Origin of the sequence: Embleya sp. NPDC059213, from assembly GCF_042754445.1 — a bacterium.
Lineage (GTDB): Bacteria > Actinomycetota > Actinomycetes > Streptomycetales > Streptomycetaceae > Embleya.
The window spans coordinates 1-20,462 of record NZ_JBHZAV010000048.1 but is presented as its reverse complement, the minus strand read 5'-3'; the positions used below and the strand labels follow the sequence as shown (position 1 = coordinate 20,462).

Below are 20,462 nucleotides of genomic sequence, written 5' to 3'. Positions count from 1 at the left end.
CATACCGTCCGGAATCCGACGACGTGAGCGAATCCGCCGAGAATGCAGCCGCACGAGAGCCCACCCCGATTCCCGGCCCACCGGACCGAGGCGGCGTGGCTCGGCGGCGGGAGGACACGGCCGAGCCCGTACGACGATCGGTGCGAGGTAGGCGTGGGCTGCCGAGTCACGACGGCGTCGGGGCGTCGGCGGTTCGAATGGATGCCGGTATCGCGCATCTCGCCTTCGCCGAGCCGGCGTTCGACGTCGGTGCCGGGGCGGTGCGGCCCGGGGTCGTTCCCGTCACCGCACGCCTGGCTGCGGTGACGGGCCGGGCGATGGGCAGGGCCGCGTCGGCCCTGCCTCGTCGCGGTGTTCGGCGGCGTGGTGAGAAACGACGGCCGCCCCGCGAACAGGGCTGCTTCGACGTCGAATGCGATGGCGTCGGGCTCGGCCCCGTGGGCTTGCTCGGTCGTATGCCCGGGCCTGCCGGCGGGGCCGGTACGGAGTCGGAGTCGGAGCCGGAGTCGGCGCCTTGGCGCAGCTCGCGTTCGGCGAGCGCGCACGTGGCGAAGCCGGGCGAGAGATTGCCGGTGTCGGAGGGCGCGCCAGTGCGAGAGAGTGCCACCCGGCAGGTTCAGGGCACGCGCGTCGAGCTTTTTTAGCCCGTGGCCGACGGGCTTCCCGCAGAGCCGGGTGGCCGCCGCGTTTTCCATGTCGCGGACGTTAACGCAGGTGCGTTAATCATTCCGGGGCCCGGCGATTCCCGTGACGTACGGCCGCCGTGACCCTGTTTCGAAGCCGGGAATGGTGCCTCGGCACCCGTTCCCGGTGGCGAGGCGGTCACGCGGTGTCGGGCGGCGCCTCATCGGTAGCGCAGTGCGCCCGCGGCCGTATGGCTCGCTCCCTGCCGGAAACGAAACGATGCCTGCCGACCGCGGTGCAGGAGGCACTCGACCCGGGCCGGCGGATCGAACTCGGTGAAGTGCGGGGTACGCAGTCGAAACGCGGTCGGCCGCAACAACTCGCCGTCGCTCAGGAACGCGATCGCCTGCCGGGCGGCCTCGACGAGCACCATTCCGGGCACGTGGTCGCCGGTGTGGTCGAAGAAGAACGGATGCAGGTGGTCGGCCGGATCCAGCTCCAGGGTCCCGCCGTCGCTGTGTGCGAGCAGCACGTCGCGGGGCAGGACCGCGTCCACCGCCTCCGGCGTCGGTCTACGGCGCGGTCGAGGCGCTTGCGGTCTCGGGTACGCGCCGCGCAGAGCCGCGTACGTACCCGCGTCCAGAAATCGCGCATTGCCTCCCGCGCGAGCGAAGGTCGTGACGCCGGCCGAGAGGCGAATGCGCAGTCGCAGCCCCCTCAGTCCGTGCCCGTCGTGGGCGGGGCGCAGGTCGTCGACCTCCGCCAAACAGGTGATATCGGTGGCGCCGCTCTGCAAACGCGGCTCCATGGCGATGTCGACACCGTAGAAAAGGTCCTTGATCAGAAAGTGCGCTTCCAAGGGCACCGAGAAGAACTGCGACGGGATGAAGATCCCCAGTTGGCGAAGGGTTTCCACGATCATCAGCCGACTGTGTCCGCCGTCGCCGACCGGCCGGAACGTGGGATGCGAGCGAGGCCATTGGGCCGCCGTCAAAAAGGACGCCTCCGCGAGGCGCACCACATCGGTCAGCAACACCTCGGCCACCGAGGTCCGGTGTACCGACTCTCGTGCCACGGTGCGCGACCAGCTCAGCGGTCTCACCGAGAGCCCCGAGGACGCCGCGCCGCCGCCAAAGGTAGTCATGAATACAAGCAGAACCCACAGGTCGGGAAGGTGCACGTCGTCTTCTCGCCGTGCATCGCGCGGCATCGAACGCGCCTGGAACAGCCGGCGATCGACGTGCTGTCGTGTGGCGTCGGGCATCCGCGGACACGAGCCGCGACAGCACCAGTTTCCACGCAGATATCCGAGCCGGAGGTGGCACGTGCAGGCACGGGCAGGAACGACTCGCCAATCCCTTTTGGAGACGGCGGCACGTCTGTTCCACGAGCGGGGCTTCGCCGGGACGAGCATCAGTGACATCGGCAACGCGTCCGGGCTCACCAGCGGCGCCATCTATTTCCACTTCTCCAACAAGGACGCCCTCGCCCGCGCGGTCGTCGAGGCGCACTTCGCCACTTGGCCGGAGCTGATCGAACGGCAAAGCCCGGCGGACGCGCCCGCGTTGGAGGGCCTGGTGCGGCTGAGCTTCGCGGTGGCCCGGGCCTATCGCGACGATCCGGTGGTCCGCGGCGGAGCGCGGCTGTGGGGAGAACGCTACGCCATCGACGCGATACTGCCGACTCCCTTCGTGGGCTGGATCGCCCACGCCCGCGCGCTGTTGGATCGGGCGCGGAAGGAGGGCGAGTTGGCGGAGCGCGTCGATCCGGCGGCGGCCGCCCGCTCGATCATCCACGCCTTCTTCGGTATGCACACCGTCTCCGACGCGCTCTCCGGCCGTGCCGACATCGAGGACGACCTGACCGATCTGTGGCGCCTGCTCCTGCCCGCCCTGCTTGCCGATCCGGGGCGCGCGGAGGAGGCCCTGGCCGGCGCGACGGGCGCCGCCGAGGGCGAAGCCGCACCGAGGATTCGCGTGGAGGCCGAATAGCCGGGGATCACGGGTTGTGGGGCCGGTGCCCGGTTCGGCCGGGCAACGTCCCTCCTCCGATGGCCGCCGGGACCTCTCCCGAGTAGTAGCCGGAGAGCCGGTTCGACGCGAGGAAACACGTGGAGGCCGCGATCTCTTCCGGGTGCGCGGCGCGGCCCACGGGAGTCCGTTGTCCGAAGGAGGTGATCCCGTTCCCGGGGGTACGTCGCGGGAATCAGCGGGGTCCACACCGTTCCGGGGGCGACTCGGTCGACCGTGATGCCGCGCTCCCGGAAGGACTTCCATCAGACCCCGCTGGAGTCCGCGACCCGGTGCGACGCCCACATCCGACGTTTTCGGGTGGCGGTGGCACAGGACGCCGTCGACCACATCGACGCCGAACCGGCCCGAGCGGCCCTGCGGATGATGCGCCGCACCATGCACGCCGACGTCCGCCCGTGGTGCCGCCTCGACCTCGGCGCGTTGCCGGCATCGGCGTCGCACGGGGCGATGTGACGATGACCCGGTTCGGGGACGGGCCGGCTTTCGGTGACCCGGCCACCCGCGAGGCGATGGAACGCTCGGTGTCGCGCATGCTCGACGGCTCGCATCGGGGCCGGGGCCGGGGCCGGGGCCGGGGCCGGTAGGCCGACGCCGACCCGCGACACGCTGACGCAATGTGGATATTTGAATACAAAGCGTATTCGACTTAGCGTAATGATCGTTATGTTTCGGGCCGGCGTCGTACGCGGGAGCCCCTTCGGAGGAACGTGCCCGCACCGCCGCCTCTGGACTTCGCGCGGGCGCCTTCGGGGCCCGCTCCTCTCGATCGGACGGCTCATCGATGACAGGCAACTCCCTTCTCTCCTGGACCCCGGCGGCCATCGTTTTCGACTGCGACGGAACCCTGATGGACAGCGAATGCCACTGGGTGGAGGCGCGCGAACTCGTCCTTCGCGGATACGGCGTCACGACTCCGAGCGACTTCGGCGAACGCACCAAAGGTTTGCATTTCACCGAATGCGGACGGGTCATGTCCGAAGTGGCGGGCCTGTCGGCCGACCGTGCCGACCAAGTGACGGAGCAACTCCTCGACCACTTCCGCAAGTTGGTCGCGGCCGATCCCGTGACGATTCCCGGAGCGACCGAATTCGTGGGCCTGGTCTCGCACTTCGCACCCCTTGCCGTGGCGAGCAACTGTCCCCGTGACGTGGTGGAGTCGGGGCTGTCCCACGCCGGACTGCTCCCGCGCTTCGTCGACATCCTGGTCCCGGACGGGGACCTTCGCCCCAAGCCCGACCCGGACCTCTACCTCGCGGCCACCCGAGCCTGCGGCGCCGCTCCCGCCGTGACCCTGGCGGTGGAGGACTCGTACTGCGGCATCCTCTCCGCGACGCGTGCGGGCCTGCGCGTCCTGGGTGTGGGTCCCGACCCTCGCGACGAGGAACTGGCGCTCGTCGACCTGTGGGTGCCCACGCTGGCCGACGCCGACCTCCTCCACTGGGCCACGACCCGCGAGAGCCTGCCGGAGTCGTACGTACCGGCGGCCGGCGGGGCAATCCGGGCAACCGCAGCCGCCGTGGCGCGGTGACCACGCGGCGGTAGCGCCGACGCGCCCGACGGCGCCGCCCGGCGCGGCAGGACCGACCGCTTCCCGGCGCGGCCACATCCCCGGGTCATGCTCGAGCTACCCCGCGTACAGCGCCGCGGGGTGGCCGACCATGAGCCACGCGCTCTGCAAGGCGGGCACCGCGAACGAGACCGCGTGCGCGCGGCAGAAGCCTTCTCCGAACCAGAGGATCTGGTCGAAGAGTTGGCCGCGTTCGGGAGAAGGGCGGAGAGGTGCCGGGGCATCATGAGCCGTAAGCGGAACGCCCACTCCCAAGGGAGCGCTCACGCGGACGGCTTCCTCGGCCCGTCGACGTCAGGACTTACGTCGGCTGCCGGTAGACCGAACTTCGAGCACGTGCCGCGCACGAATCGCGTTGGCCCGGCACGGAATTGGCTCATGGCGATGGCGGACACGCCTCCGGTGGTCCATAGCCTCGCCATGGCTTTTTCGAGAGGCCGGAGCACTCTGTCCGATGGGACCCGCTGTGGCGGATGTCCTCTCGGTGGTTGCCGGCGTCCGCAGTGCTCTGAGCTCTGCAATTACCCCGGCAGTCGAACTGCGTCGAACGAGGTCGCGTCGCGACGACCAGGGCGAGGTGCCCGAGCCTGAGAGCGATGGTTCCTCGTCCTGATCAATCATCCAGGGTGCCCGGCAGGGGTCAGGCAAGTCAGGCAAGTCAGGCAAGTACTCCGGAGCGAACTTGCCTGACTGACATCCAAGGGTCCGTTGGGCAAGTTCGTGGTCTTCGCCGCGGTGTACGACTCGGGGACCGGACCCGTGGCCATCATCGGATGCCGACCCGCCGGCGTAGCGAGGTCGTTGTCGGACATTCGGCAAGACCGCAGTCGTCGTCATCACCGCGAAGTCCGCCGGGCGCAGGGTCTTCGGCCTCGCCACCGCAGGCGTCCGTCTCGCTTTGTTTCTTGCGCGTCAGTCCGGCAGCCAGTGCAGCTCGTGCGCCAGGGTTTTGGCGACGTCACGGATGCGGCGGTGTAGTGGCGACTGCTCGCGTGGGAGGACCAGGTGGATCGTCAGGCCGGGCGCGCCCCGCAGCGGTCGCCAGGTGAGATCGGCCGGTTGTGCCGTGGCCGCGGCTTCGCCGGCCGGGGCGAGGGTGACCCCGTCGCACAGGTCGCGCTGAGACATGTCGAACGAGACTGCGGGCGTGTGGAATCGGGGGTGCGGTCGGGCGTCCCGGAACAGTGCGGACAGCTGATCGTGGATCACGGGGTTGGCCGTACGGTCCGGGAGTCGCAGCGGATACGTGGCCGCTTCGGCGATCTCGATCTCCGGGTGTTCGGCCAACGGATGGTGCTGCGCCAGCTGGACCCCCACGCGCTCACGCCGCAGCAGGAACCGGCGCACACCACGGCCCGGCTGTTCGCCGCGGGTGATCCCGGCATCGATGCGGCCGTCGGCGACCGCGGGGGAGATCTCCGGTGTCGCCATCGGGACCGCGCCGACCTCGAGTCCGCTGTTGCCGCGAATGAGCCTGTCCACCAGGGCCGGTGCCGTCTCGGCCCCGGTGCTGAGGCTGTATCCGATGCGCAGCGTGCCCAGTTCACCGGCCGCCGCGCTCCGGGCGGTGTCCCACGCCCGGTCCAGTGCCGCCAGCGCGGGCGGCGCGGACTCCGCCAAAGCCGCACCGGCCGTGGTCAATACGACGCTACGCGTGTTGCGGACCAGCAGGGCCGTACCGAGTTCCGCCTCCAATCGGCGCATCCGGGCGCTGAGTGCGGGCTGTGCGATTCCGATCCGTGCGGCCGCGCGGGTGAAGTTCAACTCCTGGGCCAGCACCAGGAAGTAGCGCAGGCTCACCGTATCCGGCGCCACGTGCCCTCCCTGCCGATTGATAACGATCCGTTCTGAGTCTATACCGCACCGGTCTTTCCCTCGATGGCACATCGAGCCCTAACCTGCGCATATGACGATTCAACCGACCGCAGTACCGGTCGGCGGGATCGATCGATCCGAGTGTCGATTCGAAGTCGGACGCGTCCGGCCGAACACAGGAGGTTTCCATGGCCAAGGGCTACTGGGTCAGTGTCTACCCCGCCATTTCCGACCCTGAGGCGCTGACCGCCTACGACAAGCTGGCCGGTCCGGCTGTCCGGGCCGGGGGCGGGCGCACCCTGTCCCTCGGCAGTCGAGTCGTCGCCCACGAGGCCGGAATCACGCAACGCGTCGTCCTGATCGAGTTCGACAGCTTCGAACAGGCCGTCGCGGCATACGAGAGCGAGGCATACCAGAAGGCCCTGGTGGCCCTCCCCGCCGGCGTCGAGCGCGACTTCCGCATCATCGACAGCATCGACTGACCGGCGGGCCCGGCCGTCGCGGAGCATCCGGGGTCAGCGCCTGAGCGCGAGCCGGGCGGGTGCCGCTCGGCGAACCCCGCAGCACCTTCCCGAACCATCCGTCGGCGTCGGCTGGCTCCATATCCCACGGCGGCCGACCCAACCAGGCCCGCATCCGGTCCAGGTGCCCGACGTCCTCGCGGATGGTGCCGTCCGCGAGCCCTGCCGAGGCTCGCGCGAGTACGAACCCGGCGAGCCCGCGCCTAGCGTGCGGCGAGGCGGGACTTCTTGACTTTGTTGCCGCAGGTGTTCATGGAGCACCAGCGGCGGTTCGCTCCACGGCTGGTGTCGAGGAAGAGGCCGGCACACCCGGAGCCCTCGCAGGTCTTGATGTGGCTGCGATGGGGGCCTCCGATGGCCTGGATCGCATCATTGGCCAAGACGCCCAGGGCATCGGCGACGGGAGCCGTCTCGGTCAGGCGCCAGTGGGCGTTGCCACCTTCAAGGGCGATGGTGGCGTGTCCAGCGGCGGCCGAGGCATTGATCGTGTCGATGTCGGAGGCGTCAGGGCTGGTTCGCTGTGCGGTTGCGGCGCCGATTCGGTAGATGGTCTCACGGAGTTCAAGGGCCCGGCTCAGTTCGGCCGAGGTGAGTTCGCTGCCTGTGCCAAGTCCGTTGACGTCCAGCCACAGCCCCAACCGGGCGGGGTCGTGCAGTCGTTCCACGGGAGTGTCGCTCGCGCGATCGCTGACCGTCGCGGTGAAGCGGAACGCCAGGACCTCGTTGTCCAGCCGGAAGGCTCGCCGCGCTTCCTTGCTCATGTCGGACCTCCATCGTGACCATCAACACTCCAGTGAACCGTCTCAGCCGGTTCGACACGATCGTATCCCCATGCCAGAATCTGAACCGTCTCAGACGGTTCAACGAAGGGGAGATTCGCATGAGCGACGTCGCCGTCATCGGCCTCGGTGCGATGGGACGTCCCATCGCACGCAACCTCTTGCGGGCCGGCCACGAGGTCACCGTATGGAACCGCTCCGACGGGCCCGCGGACGAGCTGGTCGCCGCCGGTGCCCGACGAGCAGCTTCCGTCTCCGATGCGCTCCAGGCACCGGTGGTCTTCTCGGTTCTCTCGAACGACCAGGCCGTTGCCCAGACCCTTCTCGACCCCGGCGTCCTCGCCGACACTCCGGCCGGCACTGTTCACGTCAACCTGGCAACGGTGAGTACGCGCTTGGCCCGTCGTGCCGCCGAAATCCATGCCGAGCACGGTGTCGGCTATGTCGCGGCCCCGGTTTTCGGCAGGGTGCCCGTCGCCGAAGCCGGGGCCCTCAATGTTCTCGCCGCGGGCGCCCCCGCCCTGATCGACCGGGTGCAGCCGTTCTTCAACGTGATCGGCTCCCGCACCTGGCGCCTCGGTGACCAGCCGGAACAGGCCAACCTCGTCAAGATCCTCGGCAACTACCTCATTGCCTGTTCGATCCAATCCCTCGGTGAGGCGATCAGTCTCGCCGAGAGCACCGGGGTGGATTCCGGGCACCTCGTGGAGCTGCTGACCTCGACGCTGTTCCCGGGTCCGGTGTACTCCTCCTATGGCGCGCTGATCGCCGAGCGCCGCTACCGGCCGGCCGGGTTCACGACCGTCCTCGGTCGCAAGGACCTCCACCTCGCCCTTGCTGCGGCGCAGGAACACGACGTCCCGCTGCCCACGGGTGAGCTGCTGCGTGGGGTCTTCGAGCAAGCCATCGCCGCCGGACACGGCGAGGACGACTGGGCCTCCATCGCGCAGCAGCAGCGTCGATAGGCGAGACCCTGTGGTCTCCATCGAAGAACGGCGCCCCTGGCCCAAGGAGCCGGCGGCGCTCCGCCTTGTTGCGCTCATGGCCGTCCAGTCCGAAATCGACGGTCGATTGGCAACGCAGCGGGGGTGGGGTCCCCGGGCCGGGATCGGAGCGGCAGCAATCAGTTGATCGACGGCCCTTTTGATTCCGCTGCCGATGAGCGTGGTGATACCCGGTCACCGTCACGGCGTGACCGTGCCGAGCTGCGAGTACACGCACACCGACTTGCGCTCGACGTGCCAGTGGATGAGCACCCCGGGGCCGTAGTACAGCTGGTGCCACCGGGTCATCAGGTTCGAGGACCAGGACCCGAACCTGCGGCGGTCGGACACCCCCGCGGCCCCGGTGCCCCACCACGACTCGTTCCGGACGGCGAACGTGGCGTTCACCAGCCTCACCAACCCCGCGCACGGGTTCGCCCGGTTGACGAACACGTGCCGCACCCGCCGCAGCGTCGACTCCGACTCGCCGTGCCTGCCGGTCACCGCCACCCGTTCGATGCCCATGCTCGTCCCCAGCCCGAACAGCACCAGCAGCCAGCGGCGCAGTACGGCACGCGGCAGGTTCTCCCGGGTTGCCACCGAGGTGAACTCGGACAGGAACTCGGCGTGTCGAGGATATCCAAGAGATCGATCGTTCCCCAACGCCGCTCGATCTCGGATTTGATCGCGGCCACGTACTCGGGCTCCTCCTGCTTCGGCCGGGCGAGACCTTGATCCACGGCTCGCCATACCGGCGCACGATCGCCACCATCCCGCCGCTGGTGTCCCAATTCGACCGGCTCGTCGCGGGCTTCGTCCGGAACGTCTGAACACCAGCCGCGCCCAAGGGTCCCCGAGTGCGTCCCATCCGCCCGGGGCGGACCGTCCGAATTCCGTACGGTCCGCCGTCCCGGGCGGATTGCGGGCAGGTACGGGTCAGGACAGCGCGCCCCGGCGCGCGAGGACGCCGCCCAAGGCGGTTGCCGCAGCGCGTAGCGCGGCAATGTGGGTCTCGGGGCGGAAGCGGGGGCTGGGCCCGGCCACGCTGATCGCCGCGATGGGTTCGTCGTCCGGGCCCAGGACGGGCGCGGCCACGCACACCAGGCCGACTGCGGACTCCTCGTACTCGAACGCGACGCCGTTTTCCAGCACGGCGTGCAACTGCCGGCACAGCAGCCCCGGCGCGACCACGGTGTGTGGGGTGCGCCGCTCCGGCGGCCCGGCGAGCACGGTGCGCCGCAGGTCGTCGTCGCCGTACGCGAGCAGCGCCTTGCCGATCGCGGTGCAGTGCATCGGCATCCGGCCGCCGACCCGGGAGGGGCTGCGCGCCTGGCGATGTCCGCCGATCTTGGCGATGTACACGACGTCGGTGCCCTCGCGCACGCCGAGGTGGACGATCTCGTGGGTGCGTTCGTACAGGTCCTGGAGGAACGGCATGGCCAATTCGAGCAATCCGCGTTCGACCGATGCCCGCATGCCGAGCTCGAACAAGGCGCCGCTGAGCCGATAGCCCCCCGGCAGCCGGTCCAGCAGTCGCAGCGCCACCAACTCCCCGGTGAGCCGGTGCACGGTGGCCTTGTGCAGGCCCGTACGGCGCACCAACTCCGCGAGCGGGACGGCGCGGTCGTGGACGGTGAACGCCTCCAGGATGGCGGTCGCCTTGCTCAGGACGCTGTTGCGGTCGGGGGCGGCGGGCATCCGCCCAGTGTATCGCTGAGCGAGACGCTTCGATTGTGGTGGCCTCTCGGCGGCCGCGACGATGCCGGCATGACCAGTACTTCCCCCTACGACGAAGACGCGGTGCGAGCCGCCGCCGAACGGCTGCTCGAGGCCGCCGAGACCGGCATTCCCTGCGCCCCGGTCCGCGACCTCATCGGTCCGGGCGACCTGGCCGCGGCGTACGGCGTCCAGCGTCGCGTCGTCGCCGACCGGCTGGCCCGCGGCGCCCGGGTCGTCGGCCGCAAGATCGGCCTCACCTCCACCGCCGTCCAGCGGCAACTGGGCGTCGACCGGCCCGACTTCGGAGTGCTCTTCGACGACATGGGCCACGCCGACGGCCAGGTGATCCCGTACCGCACGGTGCTGCAACCCCGGGTCGAGGCGGAGGTGGCATTCGTACTGGGCGCCGATCTCGCCGACGGGCCGCTCGGCCTCGACCAGGTGCGTGATGCCATCGACTACGCGGTCGCGGCCCTGGAGATCTGCGGCAGCCGGGTGCGCGACTGGGACATCCGCTTCGCCGACACCGTGGCCGACAACGCCTCGTCGGGCGCGTACGTCCTGGGCACGGTCCGCAAGAGCCTCGACGAACTCGTGCCGCGCGAGGTGCGGATGACCATGACGGCCGGGGGAGAGGTGGTCTCCGCCGGCACCGGCGCCGCCTGCCTGGGCGACCCGATCGAGGCGGTGGCCTGGCTGGCCCGGCAGGCCCGCGACCTCGGCGATCCGCTGCGCGCCGGGCAACTCGTGCTCTCCGGAGCGCTGGGGCCGATGCACCCCGTGGCGCCCGGGGACAACGTCCGCGCCGACATCACCGGGCTCGGCGCGGTCGCGATCGACTTCGGCCCGGACTTCGACGAGGAGGGTTCATGACCAGGACCAAGGTCGCCGTCATCGGATCGGGCAACATCGGCACCGATTTGATGATCAAGGTGCTGCGCACCGCCGAACACCTGGAGATGGGTGCGATGGTCGGCATCGACGCCGACTCCGACGGCCTGGCCCGGGCCCGCCGGCTCGGCGTACCGACCACCCACGACGGGGTCGAGGGGCTGATCGCGATGCCCGGATTCGACGAGATCGGGATCGTCTTCGACGCCACCTCGGCCAAGGCGCACGTCCACAACGCGGCCCGGCTGCGGCCGTACGGCAAGCGGCTGATCGACCTCACGCCCGCGGCGCTGGGACCGTACGTCGTCCCTGCGGTCAACCTCGAACAGCATCTCGACGCCGACAACGTCAACATGGTCACCTGCGGCGGCCAGGCCACCATTCCGGTGGTCGCGGCGATCGGCGCAGTGGCCCCGGTCGCCTACGCCGAGATCGTGGCCTCCATCGCCTCGAAGTCCGCCGGACCGGGCACGCGCGCCAACATCGACGAGTTCACCGAGACCACCTCGGCCGCGATCGTCGAGGTCGGCGGCGCCCGGCGCGGCAAGGCGATCATCGTCCTCAACCCCGCCGAGCCCCCGCTGATCATGCGCGACACCGTTCTGGCGCTGGTCCACGCGCCCGGCCCCGACACGGTGGAGGAGATCCGGGAGTCGGTGGCCACGATGGTCGCCGCCGTCGCCGAATACGTGCCCGGCTACCGGCTCAAGCAGGAGGTCCAGGTGACCCCCGTCCCCGCCGACCTACCGGTGGAGACCCTGCTGGCTTTTGGCACGGACCGCCCCACCCACCAGGTCTCGGTATTCCTGGAGGTCGAGGGCGCCGCCCACTACCTGCCCGCCTACGCCGGAAACCTCGACATCATGACCTCGGCCGCGCTCCGCGTCGGCGAACGGATGGCGGCCCGCGACGCGGCCCGCGGCCCGGACGCCGACAACGGCCGCGGCACCACCCGCCGGCACGTGGAGGCCGCCTCGTGAGCACCCCGATCCTCGTCCAGGACGTCACCCTGCGGGACGGCATGCACGCCGTCCGGCACCGGATCACCCCTGCGGACGTCGCGCGAATCGTCGCCGCCCTCGACCGGGCCGGTGTGGACGCCATCGAAGTGGCGCACGGCGACGGCCTCGCCGGCGGCTCGCTCAACTACGGCCCCGGCTCACACAGCGACTGGGCCTGGATCGAAGCCGCCGCCTCCGTGCTGGAGCGCGCCCGACTGACCACCCTGCTGCTGCCCGGCGTCGGCACCATCCACGACCTGCGACGCGCCTACGACCTGGGGGTCCGCTCGGTCCGCGTCGCCACGCACTGCACCGAGGCCGACATCTCCGCGCAGCACATCGCCGCGGCGCGCGAACTCGGCATGGACGTCTCCGGATTCCTGATGCTCTCGCACATGGCCCCGCCGGAGGCACTTGCCGAACAGGCCCGGCTGATGGAGTCGTACGGCGCGCACTGCGTCTACGTCACCGACTCCGGCGGCCGGCTCACCATGAACGACGTCGCCGCCCGGGTGCGGGCGTATCGGGACGTGCTGCGGCCGGAGACCGAGATCGGGATCCACGCCCACGAGAACCTCTCGCTCTCGGTGGCAAATTCGGTGGTCGCGGTGGAGAACGGCTGCTTCCGCGTGGACGCCTCGCTGGCCGGGCACGGTGCGGGCGCCGGAAACTGCCCGCTGGAGGCGTTCATCGCGGTCGCCGACCTGTCCGGCTTCGCCCACGGCTGTGACCTGTTCGCCCTCCAGGACGCGGCCGACGACCTGGTCCGTCCGCTCCAGGACCGCCCGGTCCGGGTCGATCGCGAAACCCTCACCCTGGGCTACGCGGGCGTCTACTCGTCCTTCCTGCGCCATGCCGAAGCCGCCTCCGCGCGCTACGGCGTGGACGTGCGCGACCTCCTCATGGAGTGCGGCCGGCGAGGTTTGGTGGGCGGCCAGGAGGACATGATCGTCGACATCGCCCTGACCCTGTCCGCCTGACGGCCCGCACGGCCCCGGAGCGCGAAACCGAAGGTGCGCAACGGTGTTCGCAAGGTACACGCGCCGACGGACGGACGTTACCGGGGACTTCCGGGACATCGCGCGGTGACACCGTGACCACCGTGCAGGACTACAAGAACCTGCGTGACGGGATCGCCCGCGTCACCGCGAGCGGCTGGACGCGGTGTTCGCGGGCGAGGCCGCGTCGGGCGCGCCGACACCACCCGACCGGGATGGATCGGCCGACGACGTGGGTGATGATCGCCAGGTACGGCTCGGTGTTGGTGTCCAGCGCCCGCAGCGCGTCCCGTTCGATGTCCGCGCGGTGGGTGGTCATCGTCGGGTCGGTCCGCCGCGGAGAGGGATGTCTTCTCGCCCGGTGTGGTCATTCCGGCATGTACGACACTCAGGGTTTCCATCACGAGGACTCCTTGTGCTTCGTGGGGGCGGCGGGCCACGGCCGTGCCTGTCGTCCCCGCGGATGCGACGCCGTGTGTCGGTGTGCCCCGCTGGGCTGCCCGGCCGCCGGGCCCGGGCGACGGCGTGGCCGCGCCGGGACGGGACCGCGGCGTGTGCGAGGGCGCCCGCCCGGGGCCGACGTCGCGCCGGGGTGTGGGGATGCGTCGGCCATCAGCTCCAGGGCGTTCGCCCGGTCCCCGCCGCCCGACTCCAACCGGGAGTCCGTTTACGCCCGTAGACGCGCCCGACTCCAACCGGGAGACCCCCGACGCGGAGCAACCCACGATCGAACCCATGTCGCGCCGCCGCCAGTTCCGCGCCAACCGTCCGATCCGCACCAGATCCCCGACATCGCCACGCGCGGCGAGTAGCGGCACCCGCGGCGCGTCCCACGGCGGACGGAGCTCGGCCATCACAACCCCCGGGGCGCGCAGACGCCGCCGCCCCCACCGTAGCCGGCGAATCACCCGGCATCGACACCGCGTGCACAACCCGCAATCCGATCGCACGCGACCGGAATCGCCTGTGCGGGTGCGGGTGCGGGTGCGGCGGGCGCGCCGAGTGCGACTTCGGCGCCGTGTGTCGCGACGTCCCGGGCCTCGGTCCTGCCTGTCCCGTCGCCGGTGCTCTCGACGCCTGCGACGGCAACCACCGCAGGACACGAACCCGGGTAGCCGACGGTCTCCCTTCCCCGTCCGGCGTTTCCGCTCGCGACGATGATCAACTTTCCCTGGTGCAGGGCGTGTCGGGCGGCGGATTCGAGCGAGGCGGTGTCGAATCCTCCGTGTGAAATGCGGCCTCGGCGGGGGCGTCGCGCGTCGGCCCGACTCGATGTCGCGACGCCGAGAGAGTGATCCGCACGAAGACGTCCCGTGCATCGAGGTGAGGACCCGATGCCGTGCCTGTCCGCGACCTACACTCCCGGGGATGCCGGGAAGCCGTCGGCAACCAAGGCGGCGAGCCTTCGTGCGAGGGTCGAACCGGCTTCCACCACGTGGATGAACAGGCTCAAGCCCGGGTCGTGTGTGACGTCGAGGCGCTCGTAGGGGAGCTTGAGGTCACCGATGGCCGGATGGTTCACATGCACGTCTCCCGAGCGATGGTGGACGATGTTGTGATCGTCCCAGCGGGACCTGAACTCCGGGCTGCGCAAGTTGAGATCGAGGATGAGCTTGGAGAGTTCGAGATCGTCGGGATGACGTGTGGCGTACCACCGGAGCGCTCCCACTGTCTCGTCGGCGACACGCTCCCATCGGCACTCGAAGGCTCGGCTGACCGGGTTGAGGAAGATGAAGCGTGCCCGGTTGCCCTTGTCTTCGGGGTTGGTGAACAGGGGCGCGTAGACCGCGCGGGCCTCGCGGTTCCCGGCAAGGAAGTCCATGCGGTAGTTGGTGATCCACGCCGGCAGCGGACCGAGCGCATCGGTGATCACCTGTAGTGCCGGGCGTACGGCATCGCCGTGGTGATCCTGTGCCCTGGCGGCCGTCGGAATCTTCTCCACGGAGTGCGCGAGGTCGTGGAGGTGCGTGGCCTCGAGATCGTTGAGGCCGAGGGCGCGCGCGATGGCGCCCAGGACGGCCTCGGAGACACGCACTTTCTGACCGCGTTCCAGGCGGGCGTAGTACTCGACGCTGATGCCGGCGAGCGCGGCCACCTCTTCCCGTCGGAGCCCGGGTACTCGCCGCCCGATGCCGGTCGCACCGTTGAAGCTTGTCGGGTTCACGCGTGCACGGCGGGAGCGGAGGAAACCTCCCAGGTCACTGTCTTCGGCTGCCATGGTCCGAAACTGTACGCCCGCGATGGCCGAACACGTACTGCCAGTACGCGTTACTTGGACCGCGTAACGACCGGCTCTGCCACGCGGCGGGCAATTCCCGCCACACTAAAGCCACCCAGTTTCCGGTGATTCCGGTGCGGCACCACAACCGCCTCGGCGCCTGAACTGACGAGATCTGTCTGCACACGAGATCCGGGCACCGACCGCGGTCTACGCGACCACAGAACGATCGAATCCGTCCCGGATCCTCGGCGCAAGGAAACAGCACCGTCTTCGCCGAGCGAGATCTTGAAGTGAGCACACATGACATCAATCGCAGAAACCCTCGGGCACAGCCTGGACCGTTCGTCGCATTTTCGTGCGCGGCGGCTCGGACACGTCGACCTGCTCCGGGTGAATCTCGTGAACGTCAGCGCTTTCAATCGCGATATCGCGGGTGCGGGCGTGCACCATCGCCAAGGCGAACGCGGGTTCTCTTACACGAACGGCAACACCCACCACGATCTCGAACTGCTCGACGCACGCTCCGCAGTTCGTTCTCGGCCGAACCACCTCGCATTCGAGCTCGAGGCCGGACCGTCGCTCGCGGATGCCCCGGCGAGGTTCGGACATGTGTGACAGCCCGATGCGACTGTCTCGAAGGGAGACAAACCCATGACCGCGCAGGCAGAACATCCGACGCCACCCGTCGACGAGCACACGCGCACCTCGCCCATGCTCGTGCCCCGGAGGAACTACACCGATCCCGGCCTCTACGAGGAGGAGCGGGTCAAGATCTTCCGGCGTACCTGGCAGCTCATTTGCCATACCTCCGAGCTCCCCGAGGCGGGCAGCTACCGGACGGCCAGGATCGCCGGAGAACCGGTTGCGGTGTGGCGCGGCACCGACGGGGTCATTCGCGGTTTCCACAACGCATGCACCCACCGCGGCGTCGAGGTACTCCTCGGCGCCAAGGGCACGTGCCCGGGTTCGGTGAAGTGCATGTATCACGCCTGGACTTTCAGCGACAAAGGCGACCTCGTCGGGGTGCCGTTCCCGCGGGCCTATGGTGAGGGCCTCGACAAATCCGAGTACGGCTTGACACCGGTCAAGGTCGCGGAGTTCGCCGGACTCGTTTTCGCCGCCATCGACCCGGCCGTCGAGAACTTCGAGGATTATCTGGGCGAGGCGGCGCGGTACCTCCGGGAATTCATGGACGGCACCGAGGTCATCGGTCGTGCCCGATGGGACTACCCGGGCAATTGGAAGCTGTGGACCGACAACTTCCGGGACAACTATCACCCGCAGTTCCTGCACCGCATGATTGCCGACGGCCGCGGCGGTATGCAACCCGGCAAGAATTACGAGCTGGCCAGCGGCCACTCGATGCTGACGTTCCCGGCGTACGGCGGCTTCAACATCGAGAAGTACGCCGCCGGCCTGTCCGCCGAACTGGGTGAGAACCTCACGCTGACGGTCGAGGACTCCGCCAGTCGCGGCCATACCGCCCAGGAACAGGAAGCCCGACTGGCGGCGTGGGAGCGGGACGTCCGTCACGGCAACACGATCTTCGCGGTCTTCCCGAACTTCGACCTGCAGTACGACGCCGACGGCAGCAGCATCTTCCTGGAGGTTGCGACTCCCCTCGGCCTGGACAGCACGGTCGTGGAACTCATCGTGCTGGGCAAGGTCGGCGAGTCGGCGGCGGAGCGCCGGCGCCGCCTGGAGACCGGCGCCGATTCCCAGGGCTCCTGGGGCAAGATCACCGCCGACGACCTCGAGGCGGCGGTACGCGCTCAGAGCGGACTGCAGGGCACCAGCCTCGAGACCTCCCACATGGGCCGCGGTCTCAAGCCGGGCAAGGTCGGCGACAAGTTCGACGAGTACTCGCTGCGGTGCTTCCACAAGCTCTGGAATTCCTACATCAACGAAGAGCCCATCGTGTTGGAAAAGGGGTTCGTCCATGAGTGAGCAGCAAGTATTCGAGCATGAGGTGCTGCAGCCGCCGACGGCGCCGACCAGTGGCACTCGCACATACGACCCGGCCCTGCTGGAACGGGTGCGTGCCTTCTACGCCGATTGGGCGGCGTGCCTGGACGAGGACCGTTACCGCGACTGGCTGGGGCTTTTCCACAAGAACGCCGAGTACTCCGTGACGGATCGGGAGAACACCGACACGGGCCTGTACCTGACGAAGGAGCGCGGGATCGTCGCGCTTCAGGTCCGTGCGGCCTACGTGTCCGGGTACTGGCGCATGCAGCGGAAGCCCCGAGTCCATCTGATCGGCAACCTGCGCGTCTTCGTCGAGAGCGACGGCACTCTCAACGTGAAGGCGAGTGTGGTGTTGGTTCGCACCGGCCTCGACGGACACTCCCGGGTCCACGCCGCCGGCACGTACGACGACCTCCTGGCCGGGAAGGGCGAGGGCTTCGAGATCCTCCGCCACGCGGTGGTTCTCGACGCCGACGTGCAGCCCTATGACATGACCGACATCGTCTGATCGTTGGATAGGGGACCCGTCATGAAACAGGACCGATATATTCGCGCGCTCGGTTACGTCGGATTCACCAGCGCCCGACTCGAGGACTGGCGAACATTCGGCACAGGCATTCTCGGACTCCAAGACGTATCCACGGCCGACGCGGCCGAGACGGAACTGCGCCTTCGCATGGACGAGCGCTCGTGGCGGATCGCCGTCGCGGCAGGCGCCGAGGAGGGACTCGCGTACCTCGGCTGGGAGACCGCGTCACATGACGCACTCGCGGCGCTGGTCGACCATCTCACGACGCACGGCTTCGACGTGGTCGAGGAGACGCCGCAGGTGGCTCGACACCGTGGGGTCGCGGAGCTTTACAGCAGCCACGATCCGGACGGCAACCGGGTGGAGTTCTACTGGGGTCCGAGCGCCGATCCGGATCCGTTCCACTCACCCGCGGGAGTGGAGTTCGTCGCCGGCACGCTCGGGGTGGGCCACATCGTGCTCCGCACCGTCGAGTTCGATGCCTGCAACGAGTTCTACCGCGACGTCCTCGGATTCGGGCTCAGTGACTACCTGATCGCGCCGCCGCGGCTGATCAACTTTCTGCACGTCAACGAGCGCCATCACAGCCTCGCCCTGATCCAGGGTGACCCTGCGGCGCCCTCGGTCAGCCACCTGATGCTCGAGCCGACGCACATCGACATGGTCGGCCGAGCGCTGGATCGCGTATACGCCTCGGGTGCCAAGCCGGTGGTCGGACTCGGTCGGCACGTCAACGACCGGATGATCTCTTCCTACCTCGAGACGCCGTCCGGCTTCAGGCTCGAGTACGGCGCAGGCGGTCTGCTGATCGACCCCGCGACGCACATTTCCACCAACCACACCGGCGACAAGGTGTGGGGACACCAGCGTTACTGACCGACTCGACGGGTCGATCGTCGAGTTCTCGCAGCAAGAGAGGCGGACCGATGTCCGTGAACAGCATGTGGAACGACCTGGTCGGTGCCTCGATCGGGTACCGAGGCAAGGAGTTCAAGACCCGTGTCATCGAGGCCGGCGAGGGGGAGCCGCTCATCCTCATGCACGGGAACGGCGGCCACGCCGAGGCGTACAGCCGCAACATCATGCGGTTGAGCAAGCATTTCCACGTCATCGCCATCGACCTGCTGTGGCACGGCTTCTCCTCGGGCCGACCGTTCACCACCGAGATGGTGCCGACCTACGCCGAACAGCTCATCGACCTGATGGACTCGATCGGTGCCGACACCGCCCACCTCGAAGGCGAGTCCCTGGGTGGCTGGGTGAGCATGTGGGCGGCACTGCACTACCCCGACCGCGTCGGAAAGATCATCCTCAACACGACCGCCGGCGCCGAGGTCGAGGATGGGCGCGTCACGCCGGAGCGGCTCGCGGCCGGCGACGCCCTTCGGGCGCGCTCGCTCGCCGCGATCGGCGACCCGACCCGCGAGACGGTCCGCAAACGGCTCGAGTGGCTGATGGCCGAGCCGGACCGCGTCACCGAGGAACTCGTCACGCTGCGGCAGTTCTTCTACCAGCGCCCCGAAACCCGCGAGGGCCTTACGAACGTCATGCAGAACAGCTTCCGGTCCGACTCTCCACACCGCATCACCCCGCAGATGCTCGGCCGGATCCGACAGTCGACCCTGGTGCTCTGGAGCGACCACAACCCCGGCACCGGTCCGGAGTTCGGCCGCAAGCTCGCCTCGCTCATCCCCGACGCGCAGTACGCCTGCATCGCGGACGCCGGCCACTGGCCGCAGTGGGAGAAGCCCGAGGAACACGACTCGGTCGTCACCGAGTTCCTCCTCGCCTGAACCACCGCATCCGACCACCTCTGTGGCGACACCGCGGGACCTGTCCGGCGGCGTAGTTACGCGGCCCTCGACCGCAGGCTCCCGAACGCGCTCCGGTCGACCCTGATCGGATGGAACAAGGCTCGCGCGCGGGAAGCGGCTCCCCACGGCGTCACCGCCGACGTCGTGGTGCCGGGCCGGATCGACACTCCCCGTATCCCCCGGCTGGATGCTTCCCGCGCGGAGCGTGAGGGCATCTCCGCAGACGCTGCCGCCCGGGCGAGGATCGTCTCCATCCCGCCGGGCCGCTGCGGAGATCCCCCCGAGTACGCGGCGGCGGTTGCCTTATCGGCGAGTTCGCGCGGGCTGTATCACCGGCACCGCATTGCGTGTCGACGGCGGCTCGATCCCATCGGTGTGACCTTCTGAGCAGGGAAATGGAGGAAAGAATCATGCAGTTGTTGGTGAGACAGATCCGATGGGAGGCTGCGGGGGTCGTCTCCCTCATCCTGGTGGATCCGATCGGGCAGGACCTGCCCGGATGGCAACCGGGGGCACACATCGACCTGACGGTCGGCGACGGCTCGGTCCGGCAGTATTCGCTGTGCGGTGACCCGGACGACCGGAAGTCCTACCGCATCGGCGTCCTGCGGGAGGCCGATGGCCGAGGCGGTTCCCGGTTCATCCACGACCGGTTGCGCGTCGGCGCACTGATCGACGTGGCGGGTCCTCGCAACCACTTCCCGTTCGACCCGCCTTCGCGCATCCGCTTCGTGGCCGGCGGCATCGGCATCACCCCGCTGATACCGATGATTCGGGACGCGGAGTACCGAGGACTGGACTGGAAGCTCACCTACGGCGGCCGCAGCCGGGCCTCGATGGCGTTCCTCGACGAGCTCGACTCCTCGCGGGTGCACGTGCATCCCGCCGACGAGGCCGGGCCGATGGACCTCGACACGGCACTCGGTGACCCCTGCCAAGACACCGCGATCTACACCTGTGGCCCGGGCTCGCGCCACGGCGCCGGGGAGGGTCGTTCCT

Annotated in this window: 23 protein-coding genes; 14 read left to right on the top strand and 9 right to left on the bottom strand. The window is 69.2% G+C overall.

The genetic code is table 11. The features are described 5' to 3' along the window. Positions 1 to 844: 844 nt before the first annotated feature. Positions 845 to 1,768, bottom strand: a complete 924-nt coding sequence (locus tag ACFXMF_RS19640; protein WP_379989053.1) for a ScbA/BarX family gamma-butyrolactone biosynthesis protein — start codon at positions 1,766 to 1,768, stop codon at positions 845 to 847. A 181-nt stretch (positions 1,769 to 1,949) separates the two neighbouring features. On the opposite strand from ACFXMF_RS19640, the gene ACFXMF_RS19635 reads away from it, so the two are divergent. From ACFXMF_RS19635 to ACFXMF_RS19625, 3 genes are all read left to right on the top strand, one after another. After that, positions 1,950 to 2,615, top strand: coding sequence for a ScbR family autoregulator-binding transcription factor (locus tag ACFXMF_RS19635; RefSeq protein ID WP_379989052.1), 666 nt, complete (start codon positions 1,950 to 1,952; stop codon positions 2,613 to 2,615). Between the two features lie 258 nt (positions 2,616 to 2,873). Further along, positions 2,874 to 3,110, top strand: coding sequence for a hypothetical protein (locus ACFXMF_RS19630; RefSeq protein ID WP_379989051.1), 237 nt, complete (start codon positions 2,874 to 2,876; stop codon positions 3,108 to 3,110). Positions 3,111 to 3,438: 328 nt separating this feature from the next. Continuing rightward, the gene (locus ACFXMF_RS19625; protein WP_360315300.1) at positions 3,439 to 4,185 is read left to right on the top strand and encodes an HAD family phosphatase; all 747 of its coding nucleotides are present in this window, start codon (positions 3,439 to 3,441) and stop codon (positions 4,183 to 4,185) included. A 96-nt stretch (positions 4,186 to 4,281) separates the two neighbouring features. On the opposite strand, the gene ACFXMF_RS19620 is transcribed toward ACFXMF_RS19625, so the two are convergent. Both ACFXMF_RS19620 and ACFXMF_RS19615 read right to left on the bottom strand, forming a co-directional pair. Next, a complete protein-coding gene (locus tag ACFXMF_RS19620) occupies positions 4,282 to 4,491 on the bottom strand; it encodes a hypothetical protein (RefSeq protein WP_379989050.1) in 210 nt (69 codons plus the stop codon). 645 nt (positions 4,492 to 5,136) lie between these two features. Then, complete coding sequence (locus ACFXMF_RS19615; protein ID WP_379989049.1) at positions 5,137 to 6,039, bottom strand: LysR family transcriptional regulator; 903 nt, start codon at positions 6,037 to 6,039, stop codon at positions 5,137 to 5,139. Positions 6,040 to 6,227: 188 nt separating this feature from the next. Between ACFXMF_RS19615 and ACFXMF_RS19610 the strand changes: the two genes are divergently transcribed. Beyond that, a complete protein-coding gene (locus ACFXMF_RS19610; RefSeq protein WP_379989048.1) occupies positions 6,228 to 6,521 on the top strand; it encodes a DUF1330 domain-containing protein in 294 nt (97 codons plus the stop codon). A gap of 242 nt (positions 6,522 to 6,763) precedes the next feature. Here ACFXMF_RS19610 and ACFXMF_RS19605 read toward each other — a convergent pair whose 3' ends face one another. Then, a complete protein-coding gene (locus tag ACFXMF_RS19605; protein WP_379989047.1) occupies positions 6,764 to 7,321 on the bottom strand; it encodes a CGNR zinc finger domain-containing protein in 558 nt (185 codons plus the stop codon). 14 nt (positions 7,322 to 7,335) lie between these two features. Here ACFXMF_RS19605 and ACFXMF_RS19600 point away from each other — a divergent pair, with 14 nt between their 5' ends. After that, positions 7,336 to 8,304 carry an NAD(P)-dependent oxidoreductase gene (locus tag ACFXMF_RS19600; RefSeq protein ID WP_360313449.1) on the top strand — a complete coding sequence of 323 codons (969 nt, stop codon included), beginning with the start codon at positions 7,336 to 7,338 and terminating at the stop codon, positions 8,302 to 8,304. Positions 8,305 to 8,523: 219 nt separating this feature from the next. Here the strand turns inward: ACFXMF_RS19600 and ACFXMF_RS19595 are convergent, their stop codons facing one another. Further along, positions 8,524 to 8,985, bottom strand: a complete 462-nt coding sequence (locus tag ACFXMF_RS19595; protein WP_379989046.1) for a Tn3 family transposase — start codon at positions 8,983 to 8,985, stop codon at positions 8,524 to 8,526. Between the two features lie 273 nt (positions 8,986 to 9,258). Next, on the bottom strand, positions 9,259 to 10,020 hold the full coding sequence (locus ACFXMF_RS19590) for an IclR family transcriptional regulator (protein WP_379989044.1): 762 nt from the start codon (positions 10,018 to 10,020) through the stop codon (positions 9,259 to 9,261). Positions 10,021 to 10,089: 69 nt separating this feature from the next. Here ACFXMF_RS19590 and ACFXMF_RS19585 point away from each other — a divergent pair, with 69 nt between their 5' ends. Genes ACFXMF_RS19585 through dmpG form a run of 3 tightly spaced genes read left to right on the top strand, consistent with a single transcriptional unit; the run spans position 10,090 to position 12,913 of the window. Continuing rightward, complete coding sequence (locus tag ACFXMF_RS19585) at positions 10,090 to 10,914, top strand: 2-keto-4-pentenoate hydratase (protein WP_379989043.1); 825 nt, start codon at positions 10,090 to 10,092, stop codon at positions 10,912 to 10,914. Then, entirely contained in the window at positions 10,911 to 11,912 is a 1,002-nt protein-coding gene (locus tag ACFXMF_RS19580) for an acetaldehyde dehydrogenase (acetylating) (protein WP_360313457.1), read from the top strand. Before ACFXMF_RS19585 ends, ACFXMF_RS19580 begins: the two co-directional genes overlap by 4 nt. Then, positions 11,909 to 12,913 (top strand): 4-hydroxy-2-oxovalerate aldolase, encoded by a 1,005-nt coding sequence (gene dmpG / locus ACFXMF_RS19575; protein ID WP_360313459.1) that lies wholly within the window; start codon positions 11,909 to 11,911, stop codon positions 12,911 to 12,913. The genes ACFXMF_RS19580 and dmpG overlap by 4 nt, the downstream gene beginning before the upstream one ends. Before the next feature lie 130 nt (positions 12,914 to 13,043). On the opposite strand, the gene ACFXMF_RS19570 is transcribed toward dmpG, so the two are convergent. From ACFXMF_RS19570 to ACFXMF_RS19560, 3 genes are all read right to left on the bottom strand, one after another. Then, positions 13,044 to 13,250 (bottom strand): hypothetical protein, encoded by a 207-nt coding sequence (locus ACFXMF_RS19570; protein ID WP_360313461.1) that lies wholly within the window; start codon positions 13,248 to 13,250, stop codon positions 13,044 to 13,046. A 585-nt stretch (positions 13,251 to 13,835) separates the two neighbouring features. Next, positions 13,836 to 14,165: a S8 family serine peptidase gene (locus tag ACFXMF_RS19565; RefSeq protein WP_379989069.1), complete on the bottom strand. Its 330-nt coding sequence runs from the start codon at positions 14,163 to 14,165 to the stop codon at positions 13,836 to 13,838. A 120-nt stretch (positions 14,166 to 14,285) separates the two neighbouring features. Further along, positions 14,286 to 15,149, bottom strand: a complete 864-nt coding sequence (locus ACFXMF_RS19560) for a helix-turn-helix transcriptional regulator (protein ID WP_360313463.1) — start codon at positions 15,147 to 15,149, stop codon at positions 14,286 to 14,288. Between the two features lie 303 nt (positions 15,150 to 15,452). Here ACFXMF_RS19560 and ACFXMF_RS19555 point away from each other — a divergent pair, with 303 nt between their 5' ends. The 6 genes from ACFXMF_RS19555 to ACFXMF_RS19530 form a co-directional block, all read left to right on the top strand. Further along, entirely contained in the window at positions 15,453 to 15,767 is a 315-nt protein-coding gene (locus ACFXMF_RS19555; protein WP_379989042.1) for a hypothetical protein, read from the top strand. Between the two features lie 36 nt (positions 15,768 to 15,803). Continuing rightward, positions 15,804 to 17,099, top strand: a complete 1,296-nt coding sequence (locus ACFXMF_RS19550) for a Rieske 2Fe-2S domain-containing protein (protein ID WP_360313466.1) — start codon at positions 15,804 to 15,806, stop codon at positions 17,097 to 17,099. Next, positions 17,092 to 17,628, top strand: coding sequence for an aromatic-ring-hydroxylating dioxygenase subunit beta (locus tag ACFXMF_RS19545; protein ID WP_360313468.1), 537 nt, complete (start codon positions 17,092 to 17,094; stop codon positions 17,626 to 17,628). The genes ACFXMF_RS19550 and ACFXMF_RS19545 overlap by 8 nt, the downstream gene beginning before the upstream one ends. Positions 17,629 to 17,649: 21 nt before the next feature. Next, on the top strand, positions 17,650 to 18,525 hold the full coding sequence (locus ACFXMF_RS19540) for a VOC family protein (protein WP_360313470.1): 876 nt from the start codon (positions 17,650 to 17,652) through the stop codon (positions 18,523 to 18,525). Between the two features lie 50 nt (positions 18,526 to 18,575). Then, positions 18,576 to 19,442: an alpha/beta fold hydrolase gene (locus tag ACFXMF_RS19535; protein WP_379989041.1), complete on the top strand. Its 867-nt coding sequence runs from the start codon at positions 18,576 to 18,578 to the stop codon at positions 19,440 to 19,442. Positions 19,443 to 19,873: 431 nt separating this feature from the next. Then, positions 19,874 to 20,462 (top strand): ferredoxin reductase (locus tag ACFXMF_RS19530; RefSeq protein ID WP_380020698.1); only part of this gene is annotated, 589 nt, incomplete at its 3' end.

Excerpts from the sequence above, each read along its gene's own strand:
- ACFXMF_RS19640 (WP_379989053.1), bottom strand. The coding sequence starts at position 1,768 with ATGACTACCTTTGGCGGCGGCGCGGCGTCCTCGGGGCTCTCGGTGAGA.
- ACFXMF_RS19630 (WP_379989051.1), top strand. The coding sequence starts at position 2,874 with ATGCCGCGCTCCCGGAAGGACTTCCATCAGACCCCGCTGGAGTCCGCG.
- ACFXMF_RS19625 (WP_360315300.1), top strand. The coding sequence starts at position 3,439 with ATGACAGGCAACTCCCTTCTCTCCTGGACCCCGGCGGCCATCGTTTTC.
- ACFXMF_RS19610 (WP_379989048.1), top strand. The coding sequence starts at position 6,228 with ATGGCCAAGGGCTACTGGGTCAGTGTCTACCCCGCCATTTCCGACCCT.
- ACFXMF_RS19605 (WP_379989047.1), bottom strand. The coding sequence starts at position 7,321 with ATGAGCAAGGAAGCGCGGCGAGCCTTCCGGCTGGACAACGAGGTCCTG.
- ACFXMF_RS19590 (WP_379989044.1), bottom strand. The coding sequence starts at position 10,020 with ATGCCCGCCGCCCCCGACCGCAACAGCGTCCTGAGCAAGGCGACCGCC.
- ACFXMF_RS19585 (WP_379989043.1), top strand. The coding sequence starts at position 10,090 with ATGACCAGTACTTCCCCCTACGACGAAGACGCGGTGCGAGCCGCCGCC.
- ACFXMF_RS19580 (WP_360313457.1), top strand. The coding sequence starts at position 10,911 with ATGACCAGGACCAAGGTCGCCGTCATCGGATCGGGCAACATCGGCACC.
- ACFXMF_RS19570 (WP_360313461.1), bottom strand. The coding sequence starts at position 13,250 with ATGACCACCCACCGCGCGGACATCGAACGGGACGCGCTGCGGGCGCTG.
- ACFXMF_RS19560 (WP_360313463.1), bottom strand. The coding sequence starts at position 15,149 with ATGGCAGCCGAAGACAGTGACCTGGGAGGTTTCCTCCGCTCCCGCCGT.
- ACFXMF_RS19555 (WP_379989042.1), top strand. The coding sequence starts at position 15,453 with ATGACATCAATCGCAGAAACCCTCGGGCACAGCCTGGACCGTTCGTCG.
- ACFXMF_RS19550 (WP_360313466.1), top strand. The coding sequence starts at position 15,804 with ATGACCGCGCAGGCAGAACATCCGACGCCACCCGTCGACGAGCACACG.
- ACFXMF_RS19545 (WP_360313468.1), top strand. The coding sequence starts at position 17,092 with ATGAGTGAGCAGCAAGTATTCGAGCATGAGGTGCTGCAGCCGCCGACG.
- ACFXMF_RS19540 (WP_360313470.1), top strand. The coding sequence starts at position 17,650 with ATGAAACAGGACCGATATATTCGCGCGCTCGGTTACGTCGGATTCACC.
- ACFXMF_RS19535 (WP_379989041.1), top strand. The coding sequence starts at position 18,576 with ATGTCCGTGAACAGCATGTGGAACGACCTGGTCGGTGCCTCGATCGGG.